General features: G+C 70.9%; 16 protein-coding genes. 7 read left to right on the top strand and 9 right to left on the bottom strand.

Annotation, left to right across the window (positions count from 1 at the left end):
* The first annotated feature begins 36 nt into the window (after positions 1 to 36).
* Positions 37 to 612, top strand: a complete 576-nt coding sequence (locus ACTS11_RS02220) for a DNA-3-methyladenine glycosylase I (protein ID WP_442638719.1) — start codon at positions 37 to 39, stop codon at positions 610 to 612.
* 53 nt (positions 613 to 665) lie between these two features.
* Here the strand turns inward: ACTS11_RS02220 and ACTS11_RS02215 are convergent, their stop codons facing one another.
* A complete protein-coding gene (locus ACTS11_RS02215) occupies positions 666 to 1,208 on the bottom strand; it encodes a TlpA family protein disulfide reductase (RefSeq protein WP_442638718.1) in 543 nt (180 codons plus the stop codon).
* Positions 1,209 to 1,236: 28 nt separating this feature from the next.
* Here ACTS11_RS02215 and argH point away from each other — a divergent pair, with 28 nt between their 5' ends.
* From argH to ACTS11_RS02195, 4 genes are all read left to right on the top strand, one after another.
* Entirely contained in the window at positions 1,237 to 2,631 is a 1,395-nt protein-coding gene (gene argH, locus ACTS11_RS02210; protein ID WP_442638717.1) for an argininosuccinate lyase, read from the top strand.
* Positions 2,628 to 2,774: a hypothetical protein gene (locus ACTS11_RS02205; RefSeq protein ID WP_442638716.1), complete on the top strand. Its 147-nt coding sequence runs from the start codon at positions 2,628 to 2,630 to the stop codon at positions 2,772 to 2,774. Before argH ends, ACTS11_RS02205 begins: the two co-directional genes overlap by 4 nt.
* Positions 2,775 to 2,897: 123 nt before the next feature.
* Positions 2,898 to 3,365, top strand: a complete 468-nt coding sequence (greA, locus tag ACTS11_RS02200) for a transcription elongation factor GreA (protein ID WP_442638715.1) — start codon at positions 2,898 to 2,900, stop codon at positions 3,363 to 3,365.
* A 42-nt stretch (positions 3,366 to 3,407) separates the two neighbouring features.
* Positions 3,408 to 4,418, top strand: coding sequence for a hypothetical protein (locus tag ACTS11_RS02195; protein ID WP_442638714.1), 1,011 nt, complete (start codon positions 3,408 to 3,410; stop codon positions 4,416 to 4,418).
* Between the two features lie 3 nt (positions 4,419 to 4,421).
* Here ACTS11_RS02195 and ACTS11_RS02190 read toward each other — a convergent pair whose 3' ends face one another.
* Genes ACTS11_RS02190 through ispH form a run of 7 tightly spaced genes read right to left on the bottom strand, consistent with a single transcriptional unit; the run spans position 4,422 to position 8,671 of the window.
* The gene (locus ACTS11_RS02190) at positions 4,422 to 5,045 is read right to left on the bottom strand and encodes a trimeric intracellular cation channel family protein (RefSeq protein ID WP_442638713.1); all 624 of its coding nucleotides are present in this window, start codon (positions 5,043 to 5,045) and stop codon (positions 4,422 to 4,424) included.
* Entirely contained in the window at positions 5,042 to 5,491 is a 450-nt protein-coding gene (gene rnhA / locus ACTS11_RS02185) for a ribonuclease HI (protein WP_442638712.1), read from the bottom strand. The genes ACTS11_RS02190 and rnhA overlap by 4 nt, the downstream gene beginning before the upstream one ends.
* A 38-nt stretch (positions 5,492 to 5,529) precedes the next feature.
* On the bottom strand, positions 5,530 to 6,147 hold the full coding sequence (locus ACTS11_RS02180) for a glutathione S-transferase family protein (protein ID WP_442638711.1): 618 nt from the start codon (positions 6,145 to 6,147) through the stop codon (positions 5,530 to 5,532).
* Positions 6,144 to 6,596, bottom strand: coding sequence for a DUF3429 domain-containing protein (locus tag ACTS11_RS02175; protein ID WP_442638710.1), 453 nt, complete (start codon positions 6,594 to 6,596; stop codon positions 6,144 to 6,146). Before ACTS11_RS02175 ends, ACTS11_RS02180 begins: the two co-directional genes overlap by 4 nt.
* 39 nt (positions 6,597 to 6,635) lie before the next feature.
* Positions 6,636 to 7,250, bottom strand: coding sequence for a LysE family translocator (locus ACTS11_RS02170; RefSeq protein ID WP_442638709.1), 615 nt, complete (start codon positions 7,248 to 7,250; stop codon positions 6,636 to 6,638).
* 4 nt (positions 7,251 to 7,254) lie between these two features.
* A complete protein-coding gene (locus ACTS11_RS02165; protein WP_442638708.1) occupies positions 7,255 to 7,713 on the bottom strand; it encodes a YdeI/OmpD-associated family protein in 459 nt (152 codons plus the stop codon).
* Positions 7,714 to 7,720: 7 nt separating this feature from the next.
* Positions 7,721 to 8,671: a 4-hydroxy-3-methylbut-2-enyl diphosphate reductase gene (ispH, locus tag ACTS11_RS02160; RefSeq protein ID WP_442638707.1), complete on the bottom strand. Its 951-nt coding sequence runs from the start codon at positions 8,669 to 8,671 to the stop codon at positions 7,721 to 7,723.
* A gap of 130 nt (positions 8,672 to 8,801) precedes the next feature.
* Here ispH and ACTS11_RS02155 point away from each other — a divergent pair, with 130 nt between their 5' ends.
* A complete protein-coding gene (locus tag ACTS11_RS02155) occupies positions 8,802 to 9,287 on the top strand; it encodes a c-type cytochrome (RefSeq protein ID WP_442638706.1) in 486 nt (161 codons plus the stop codon).
* On the top strand, positions 9,284 to 9,961 hold the full coding sequence (locus tag ACTS11_RS02150) for a class I SAM-dependent methyltransferase (RefSeq protein WP_442638705.1): 678 nt from the start codon (positions 9,284 to 9,286) through the stop codon (positions 9,959 to 9,961). The genes ACTS11_RS02155 and ACTS11_RS02150 overlap by 4 nt, the downstream gene beginning before the upstream one ends.
* Here ACTS11_RS02150 and ACTS11_RS02145 read toward each other — a convergent pair.
* Positions 9,922 to 10,244: NYN domain-containing protein (locus tag ACTS11_RS02145; protein WP_442638704.1), on the bottom strand; the 323-nt coding region annotated here is incomplete at its 5' end. The genes ACTS11_RS02150 and ACTS11_RS02145 overlap by 40 nt on opposite strands.

The raw sequence follows: 10,244 nt of genomic DNA, 5'->3' as shown, positions 1-10,244 counted from the left end.
GCTTCGACTTTCAGTAGAATTATCCGGAGACGCGGCATGGCCGGGGACGGGCGCTGCGGCTGGTGCGGGACCGACCCGCTCTACGTCGCCTATCACGACACCGAATGGGGCGTGCCCGAGCGCGACGGCCGCGCGCTGTGGGAGAAGCTGGTGCTCGACGGCTTCCAGGCGGGGCTGTCGTGGATCACGATCCTGCGCAAGCGCGAGTCGTTCCGCGACGCCTTCGAGGGCTTCGACCCCGAGCGCGTCGCCCGCTGGGGCGAGGCGGAGGTCGCGCGATGCCTCGCCGATCCGGGCATCGTGCGGCACCGGGGCAAGATCGAGGCCGCCATCGGCAACGCGCGGGCCTTCCTCCGGATCGAGGAGCGGGACGGATTCTCCGCGTTCTGCTGGCGCTACGTGGACGGCGCACCGATCCGCAACGCCTTCTCCTCGGCGGCGGAGGTGCCGGCCTGGACGCCGCTGTCGGCGCGGATGTCGAAGGATCTCCGGGCCGAGGGGTTCCGCTTCTGCGGGCCGACGATCGTCTATGCCTGGATGCAGGCGACCGGACTCGTGAACGACCACCTCACCACGTGCCACCGCCATGCCGAGGTCGCGACGCTGGGGTAGAGCGCCGGAAAATTCGAATTTTCCGGCGTTTTCCGTGCGGAAAACGCCCCCGCTCAGTTGCCCGCGAGGATCGCCTCGATGACCGCCACCGCCTCGGGGCTGTCCCAGTGCGCGTCGCCCCGCAGCCGCGCGATCTCGCGTCCCTCGGGGCCGAGGATCACCGTGATCGGCAGGCCGAAGACGCCCATCTCGCGGGCGATCTGCTGGTTGATGTCGCGGTATTGCTGGAGGTCGGTCACGCCGGTCTCCTCGAAGAAGCGGCGGATCGCCTGCGGCTGGTTGAAGCCGGTGGCGAGGGTCACGACCGTGAAGTCCTCGCCGCCCTTCATGTCCTGGAGGTTCTGGAGCGAGGGCATCTCCTCGCGGCAGGGCGCGCACCAGGTCGCCCAGAAGTTCAGGAGCACGACGCGCCCCGCATAGTCGGCCAGCGAGCCCTCCGTGCCGTCGACCCGAAGGAAGGGCAGGGCGGAGGCCTCCTGCGGCTCGTCGTGGATCACGAGGCCGCGCATCTCGCCGGTCAGGAGGTCGTCGAGCCCCTGCGCGTTTGCACCGCCCGCGAGCGCGAGGTAGAGGACGGCGAGCAGCATGCGGACCATCGATTATCCCTCCGGGAGGCAGCGACACATGACCGAAACGGGTTCCAACGCGATGTGGGGCGGGCGCTTCGCCGCCGGGCCGGACGCGATCATGGAGGCGATCAACGCCTCGATCGGGTTCGACCGACGTCTGGCGCGCCAGGACATCGAGGGTTCCCGCGCCCATGCGGCCATGCTGGCCGCGACGGGCATCCTGACGAATAGCGACGCCGACGCGATCCGGGAAGGGCTTCTCACGGTCTTGTCAGAGATCGAGACCGGGCGGTTCGCCTTCTCGACCGCGCTCGAGGACATCCACATGAACGTGGAGGCGCGGCTGAAGGAGATCGTGGGCGCGCCCGCCGGGCGGCTGCACACCGCGCGGTCGCGCAACGACCAGGTGGCCACCGACTTCCGCCTCTGGGTGCGGGAGCAGACGGATGCCGCCATCGCGGGCCTCGAGGCGCTGCAGCGCGCGCTTCTGGCCCAGGCCGAGGCGGGGGCGGACTGGGTCATGCCGGGCTTCACGCATCTCCAGACCGCGCAGCCGGTGACCTGGGGCCATCACATGATGGCCTATGTCGAGATGTTCGGGCGCGACGCCGGGCGCTTCCGCGACGCGCGGGCGCGGATGAACGAAAGCCCGCTCGGCGCCGCCGCGCTCGCCGGCACGTCCTTTCCGATCGACCGGCACATGACGGCGCAGATGCTGGGCTTCGACAGACCTTGCGCCAATTCGCTCGACGCCGTCTCGGACCGCGACTTCGCGCTCGAGTTCCTCGCCGCCGCCACGATCTGCGCGATGCACCTGTCGCGGATGGCGGAGGAGCTGGTGATCTGGACCTCGGCGCAGTTCCGCTTCGTGACGCTGAGCGACCGCTTCTCGACCGGTTCCTCGATCATGCCGCAGAAGAAGAACCCCGACGCGGCCGAGCTGATCCGCGCCAAGATCGGGCGCATCCTGGGCGCGAACGTCGCGCTCCTGACGGTGATGAAGGGCCTTCCGCTGGCCTATTCCAAGGACATGCAGGAGGACAAGGAACAGGTCTTCGACGCCGCCGACAGCCTGATGCTGGCGCTCGCCGCGATGGAGGGGATGGTGCGGGACATGACCGCGAACGTCGCCGTGCTGGAGGGCGCGGCGGCCTCGGGCTTCTCCACCGCGACGGACCTCGCCGACTGGCTGGTGCGCGCACTGGACATGCCGTTCCGCGACGCGCATCATGTGACCGGAACGCTGGTGGCCATGGCCGAGGCGCGGGGCTGCGACCTGCCGGACCTGACGCTGGAGGACATGGCCTCGGTCGAGCCGCGGATCACGGACGGCGTCTTCGGCGTCCTCGGCGTGCGGAACTCGGTGGCGTCGCGCACCTCCTACGGGGGGACGGCGCCGGTGCAGGTCAGGGCGCAGATCGCCCGCTGGAAGGAAAGGCTGGAGCCATGAGACGCGACCTGTTCCGCCGCCACGCGACGCGCGCCCTGCCGGCCCTGGCGATGGTGGCGCTGCTGGCCGCCTGCGGCGCCGACGGAGAGCCCGAGACGCCGACGCGCGGCGCCGCCGCGCCCACGCTGCCGCTCGCGGACTGAGAGCCCCGGCCCGGTTTTTCGCCGCCCCGCACAATCCCGGTTGAACCGCCCGGATTTCGTGCTTACCGTCTGCGTCTCAAGGCCGCGCTCGCGCGGCCACGCTTTTTTGTTCGGCAGGCTCACATGGACAAGATCCCGATGACCCCCGCGGGGCTCAAGGCCCTCAACGACGAGTTGAAGCTGCTCAAGTCCGTGGAGCGGCCGGCGATCATCCAGGCGATCTCCGAGGCGCGCGAGCATGGCGACCTCTCGGAGAACGCGGAGTATCATTCTGCCAAGGAGAAGCAGTCCTTCATCGAGGGCCGCATCAAGGAGCTCGAGGCGATGATCGCGCTGGCGCAGGTCATCGACCCCAGGACCCTCTCCGGCCCGATCAAGTTCGGCGCGACCGTGGTGCTGGTGGACGAGGACGACGTCGAGAAGACCTTCCAGATCGTCGGCGAGTCCGAGGCGAACATCGAGAAGGGTCTCCTCAACATCAACTCGCCGCTCGCCCGCGCCTTGATCGGCAAGGACGAGGGCGATAGCGTCGAGGTGCGCACGCCAGGCGGCAGCAAGGACTACGAGATCGTCAGCGTCTCCTACGTCTGAGCGGCCCCGCGCGCTCCATCCGACGGAAGGCCCGCCCGCCAGATGCCCGACGACAGAAAGCCCTCTCCGCTCGAGCTCGGTCTCTACGCGCGGACGGGGAACGAGCCGCGCATCACCCTGATCGAGATCGTGGCGGGCGTCCTGACGCTGATCTGGCTCCTGTCGGTCGTCTTCTTCGGCCTTGGCGATGACGCCGGCGGCGCGGGCGGCGTGGCGCGTTCGGTCCTCGCGGTCCTCGCCATCCTCCTGCCCGTCGCGCTCATCTGGGTGGGCGCCGTGGCGGCGCGGACGGCGCGCGCGCTGCGGCAGGAGGCGGCGCGGCTCCAGGCCTCGATCGACGCGATGCGCATCGCCTATGTCGAGCAGAAGCAGGGCGCGGAGCTCGACTTCACGCCCGACCTCATGCGGCGTCTCGAGGATCTCGTGGCCGCACAGGTGCAGGTGCCCGAAGGCGGGCAGCCGCCGACCTTCACCTCGCTCCGCGCCATCGCTCCGCCCGAGACGCGCGCCGCCGTCGCCGCCGCCGCCGAGCCGGATGTCCCGCAGCCCGCCCTCGCCTTCGCCGAGCCCGCGCGGCGCGAGCCGATCTCGGTCGCGGATTTCATCAAGGCGATGAACTTCCCCGAAAACGAGCACGACAAGGAGGGGTTCCGCACGCTCCGCCGCGCGCTGGAGGATCCGGGCACCGAGCGGCTGGTCCGCGCGAGCCAGGACGTCCTGACGCTGCTCAGCCAGGACGGCATCTACATGGACGACCTGCAACCCGACCGCGCCCGGCCCGAGATCTGGCGCCGCTTCGCCAAGGGCGAGCGCGGTCGCGCGGTGGCGGCGCTGGGCGGGATCTACGACCGCTCGTCGCTGGTGCTGGCGGCGGGACGGATGAAGAAGGACCCCGTCTTCCGCGACGCCGCGCACCACTTCCTCCGGCATTTCGACCGGACCTTCATGGAGTTCGAGCGCCATGCCTCCGACGAGGAGATCGCGCGGCTGTCCGAGACGCGGACGGCGCGCGCCTTCATGCTGCTCGGCCGGGTAACGGGAACCTTCGACTGAGGTTCAACTGCGCGGCGGTCGCGGCTTGTAGACCGGAAGGCGCCAGCCGAAGGCGAGCGACCCGGCCCTGAGCGCGAAGGTCACGGCGATGCAGGCGAGGATCGGTGCCGCCGGGTGCTCGGTCACCAGCGGTGCCGCCAGCGCGGCGCCAGCGCCGGCCAGCGCGGCGGTGACGTAGAGTTCCCCCTGCTTCAGCACGAGCGGCACCTCGTTGGCGACCACGTCGCGCATCAGCCCGCCGAAGGTGCCGGTCACGACGCCCATCACCAGCACGATGGCCGCCGACTGGCCGAGCGAGGCGGCCACGCTGACCCCCGCCGCGACGGCGATGGGCAGGGCCAGCGCGTCGAGCCAGATCAGCACGCGAAGGCGGCTTTCGAGGAGGTGCGCGGTGAAGAACACGATCAGCGCCGCGATGCAGGCGATGGCGAGCGGCGTGGGATCGGCCACCCAGAAGACGGGATCGCGGTCGAGGATGGTATCGCGGAGCGTGCCGCCCCCCACCGCCGTCAGGCCCGCGAGAAAGAAGAAGCCGATGATGTCGAGCTGCGCCCGGCTGGCCGCCAGCGCGCCGGTCAGCGCGAAGACGAAGGCGGCCGCGTAGTCGAGGGCGAGCGTCGCGATCATTTGAAGGGCTTCATGCCCGCGCGCGCCAGCGCGTCAGCACGCTCGTTCTCGGGGTGGCCGGCATGGCCCTTGACCCATTCCCACGTGACCTCGTGGCGCGCGGCGGCCTCCTCGAGGCGGCGCCAGAGATCCTCGTTCTTCACGGGCTTGCGGGCCATGGTCTTCCAGCCGTTGCGCTTCCAGCCGTGGAGCCACTCGGTGATGCCGCCCTTCACATAGGCGCTGTCGGTCACGACGGTGATGCGCGATGGCCGCTCCAGCGCCTCGAGGGCGGCGATGGCGGCCAGAAGCTCCATCCGGTTGTTGGTGGTCTCGGCTTCGCCGCCGCTGAGTTCGCGTTCCTTCAGCACGGTCTCGCCGTCCTTGGCCTGCAACAGGGCGCCCCAGCCTCCGGGGCCGGGATTGCCGGAACAGGCGCCGTCGGTGAAGGCATAGAGCTTGGGCATGGCCGTGCCTTAGCCGGGCCTGCCGGAGGCGGCAAGGCTCACGGCAGATGGTCGAGGGCGACGTGGCCCGGAAGCGCCGCCATCCGCCCGCACCAAGCCGTTACGGCCGGGAAGCGCGCCATCTCGAAGCCGCCGCGCGCCTCGGCCGTGTGGGTGTAGGCGAAAAGCGAGATGTCGGCGATCGAGGGGCGCGTGCCGCCGAACCAGTCGGCCCGGGCAAGCGCCGCCTCCATCACGCCGAGAACGCCGTGCCCGGCCTCGAGCAGCGCCGCCATGCGCTCGGGCGTGGCCTGCGCCGCGCGCTCGGGATAGCAGCGGAGCGACGCGCGCACGGCGATCACCGGCTCGTGCTGGTTCTGCTCGAAGAACATCCAGGCGAGCGTGCGCGCCTGCGCGACCGGCTCCTCCGGCACCCAGTCCGTGCCGCGCCCGAGATACCAGAGGATCGCGTTCGATTCCGGCAGCAACTCCCCGGCTTCGGTTCTCAGAACCGGCAGCTTGCCGAGCGGCGCGTTCCCCTCGGCCTTGGCGCGGGCGAGCGCCTCGGACCCGGCCTCGCAGGCGATGTGGGTATAGGCGCGCCCCAGATGCGCGAGCAGGAGCCGCGCCTTGTAGCTGTTGCCGGAGGACGGCATCGACCAGAGGGTGAGGCTCACGCGAGGGCTCCGACGAGAAGGCAGAGGACGACGATGGTGGTGAGCAGGAGGCGCAGCGACATCCACCAGCCGGGGGCGAGGCCCGCGCGCGCGGCCGTCCAGTCGATCGGCAGGAGCGCGACGAACCCCGCGATCAGCGCGACGAGCGCGGGCCCGGTCGCGCCGGTGGCGGCGAAGAATGCCCAGATCGGCGGCAGGACCGAGAGCGCGTAGAAAAGGCCCGCCTGCGACCCTTCCGCCCGCGTGGCGTAGCCCCAGATCACGCCAGCCATGAAGGACAGGATCACGAGGCCGTAGATCTGCAGGACGGCGGGGCCGATGAAGCGTCCGGGCAGCACGTCGGTGAGCGGCGCGGCGAGGCCCGGCGCGAGCGTCGTCGCCGCCCCCCAGATGAACGGCAGGAGGCCCGCGAGGCCGAGGAGGAGAGGCGAGGCAGGAATGCGCGTCATGCGCCCTCTCTGCCAAGGGCGGCGCGGCGCGGCAAGGGCTCAGGCGCGCTCGAGCGCCAGCCGCCCCGCCAGCGCCGCGAAGGCCAGCGCGAAGCCCCGGTTGAGCCAGCGCATCGCCCGCTCGCTGGCGAGGAGCCAGTCGCGCGCCGTGGCCGCGAAGAGGCCGTAGAGCACGAAGACCGCGAAGGTCATCGCCATGAAGACGCCACCCAGAAGCAGGATCTCGGCCGTCGCCGTCGCGGGGTTGCCGGTCAGGAACGGCGTCAGGAGCGAGAGGAAGAAGATCGAGAGCTTCGGGTTCAGGATGTTGATGAGCGCGCCCCGCCGTGCCGTGACCCAGCCCGCCTCGACCTGCCCGCGCGGCTCGACCCGCATCGACCCGCCCGAGCGGAGCGCGCTCCACGCCAGCCACAGGAGGTAGGCGACGCCCGCGACCTTCACGACGTTGAAGAGGACCGCCGAGGTATGGAGCACGGCGGCGAGGCCGAGCGTCGCCGCCAGAAGGTGCGGCACGATCCCGATGGTGCAGCCGAAGGCCGCCCAGATCGAGGCCGCGCGCCCCCGCCCGAGCCCGATGGCGAGCGTGTAGACCACGCCCGTGCCGGGCGCGATGACGACGATGAAGGCGGTGATCAGGAACTGGAGGCTCAGCATGGGGTCATTCTCCGGTGTCGAGGGCGTTCACCAGCTCGGTGATCCGCTTCGCCCGCGTCTCGGGCCGTTTCGCGGTGTCGATGCGGTAGAGGAGGCCGCGCCGCCTGCCGGGCGTCAACGCCTCCCAGGCATCCAGGACGCCGCCCGAGCGGAGCGCGTTCAGCACGTCCTGCGGCGTCTCCACCGCGTCGTCGGGCGCGGGACGCAGACGCGCCTCGAAGACCTGGCCGGGGACCAGCCCCGCGCGCGTCAGGAGCGACTTGCCCGCCCAGAGGAAGGGCCCGTCCACCACGGGCGCGCGGGTGATCGCGAGGTTGACGGGATGCTCCGCGAACTCGCCCTCGACCCGCCGCGCATCGCCGAGGGCTGCGGCGACCTCGGGCGGCAGGCGGACGATGGTGTAGGTGCGGCCCCAGTCGAGAGGCTCCACCACGGCGTCGAAGGTGACGAAGCCCTCCTGCACCCGCGCCTCAGGCCGGGATGCGCAGGACGCGCGGGACCTTGAACTCGACGTCTTCCTTGGCGGTCTCCACCAGCTCCACCGTCACGTCGTAGCGGTCGCGGAAGGCGTCGATGACCTCGTCGACCAACACCTCCGGCGCGGAAGCCCCCGCCGTGATGCCGAGCGTCGCGATCCCCTCGAGCGCCCGCCAGTCGATGTCGGTGGCGCGCTGGACGAGTTGCGCATAGGGGCAGCCGGCGCGCGTGCCCACCTCGACCAGGCGCTTGGAGTTGGAGGAGTTGGGCGCCCCCACCACCAGCATCGCGTCGGCCCGGGGCGCCATGGCCTTGACCGCCTCCTGCCGGTTGGTGGTGGCGTAGCAGATGTCTTCCTTGTGCGGGCCGACGATGGCGGGGAACCGCTCCTGAAGCGCCGCGACGATGTCGGCGGTGTCGTCGACCGACAGCGTCGTCTGCGTGACGAAGGCGAGACGCGCAGGATCGCGGACCTCGACATGCGCCACATCCTCCACCGTCTCGACCAGCAGCACCTCGCCCTCGGGGAGCTGGCCCATGGTGCCGATCGTCTCGGGGTGTCCGGCATGGCCGATCATGATCATCTGGAGGCCGTTCTCGTGGTGGCGCGCGGCCTCGATATGGACCTTGCTGACCAGCGGGCAGGTCGCGTCCACGTAGACCATCTCGCGCCGCGCGGCCTCGGCGGGGACGGCCTTGGGCACGCCATGGGCCGAGAAGATCACCGGCCGGTCGTTCGGGCAGTCGTCGAGTTCCTCGACGAAGACCGCGCCCTTGGCGCGCAGGTCGTCCACGACGAACCTGTTGTGGACGATCTCGTGGCGCACGTAGACCGGCGCGCCCCATTTCTCGAGCGCCATCTCCACGATCTTGATGGCCCGGTCCACGCCCGCGCAGAAGCCGCGCGGCGCGGCGAGGTAGATGGTGAGCGGCGGCTTGGACATGGCGTTCTCGGTCTTCGGGCAGGAGGTGGCTTGCAACCAGAGGTAGGGCCTCCGCGCCGGGGCGTCCAGCCCGCCTCTTGCGTCGAGCCGACGTCGTGGCGAGATTGAGGGAAGGAGAGAGGAGGACGCCATGCCACGCATCATCCCGGCCCTCGCGGGTTTCGCCGTGCTGGCGGCCGCCATTGGCCTCGCGCTCTGGCGCGCGGATGCCGGGGAGGCCGCGCCGGGACAGATCCTCCGCTGGCAGGACGCCGGGGTCGTGGCGCTGGGCGCCGAGGTCTATGCTGCGCACTGCGCCGCCTGCCACGGGGCGGAGCTCGAGGGCCAGCCCGACTGGCAGGTGGCGCTGCCGGACGGACGCCTGCCCGCGCCGCCCCATGACGAGAGCGGGCACACCTGGCATCATCCCGACCGGCTGCTGATCGACATCACGACGCGGGGAACGGCCGCCGTGGTGGGCGGCGGCTACGAAAGCGACATGCCCGGTTTCGGCGACGTGCTGAGCGAGGCGGAGATCGTCGCCGTCCTCAGCCACATCAAGTCCACCTGGCCCGAGCGCGTCATCCGCTTCCACGACGAGATCAACGCACGCGATGCGATGGAGGACGGACGATGACCGGCGGGCCGGAGCACTGGGACCGCGTCTTTGGCGCGCGGCAGGAGGCGGACCTGACCTGGTTCGAGGCCGAGCCGGAGGTCTCGCTCCGCCTCGTGACGGCCCATGCCGGGCCAGGCGAGCCGGTGCTGGATGTCGGCGGCGGGGTGTCGCGGCTGGTCGATGCGCTCCTTGCGCGCGGCTATCGCGACCTGAGCGTGCTCGACATCTCGGCGGCGGCCCTTGCCGCGACGCGCGACAGGCTCGGGAACCTCGCGCGGGACGTCCGCTGGATAGAGGCCGACGTGACGCGCTGGCGCCCGCATCGCGCCTGGGCGCTCTGGCACGACCGGGCGGTGTTCCACTTCCTGACGGAGAGGTCGGCGCGGGCGGCCTACCTTGCGGCCATGGCCGATGCGCTGCGTCCCGAAGGGCACGCCATCGTCGCGACCTTCGCCGAGGATGGGCCCGAGAGCTGTTCGGGACTGCCCGTCGCGCGCTGGTCGCCCGAGGCGCTGGCCGACGAGGTCGCGGCGCTCGTCCCCGGAGGCTTCGAGACGGTTGGTGCCGAACGCCACGAACACGTCACCCCGAAGGGCAACGTGCAACGCTTCCAGGTGTCGGTATTCCGCCGCGCCGGACCCGGCGCGACGCCTCACTCCTCGACGGTCGCCTCGTCGCGCGAGCGGTCGTAGCGCGGCTCGCGCGGGGGGCGGCCGATGACTTCCTTCAGCTCGTCGAGCTCGATGAAGTTGTCGGCCTGGCGGCGCAGGTCGTCGGCGATCATCGGCGGCTGCGACCGGATCGTGGAGACGACCGACACCCGCACGCCCTTGCGCTGGAGCGCCTCGACCAGCGGCTTGAAGTCGCCGTCGCCCGAGAAGAGGACGATGTGATCGACATGCTCGGCGGTCTCCATGGCATCGACCGTCAGTTCGATGGCCATGTTGCCCTTGGCCTTCCCGCGGCCGCTCCCCT

It is taken from the genome of Roseicyclus sp., assembly GCF_052168335.1.
In the GTDB taxonomy this organism is placed as follows: Bacteria; Pseudomonadota; Alphaproteobacteria; order Rhodobacterales; family Rhodobacteraceae; genus Roseibacterium.
The sequence above is the reverse complement of the archived record's forward strand: the minus strand, read 5'-3'. Positions and strand labels throughout refer to the sequence as shown.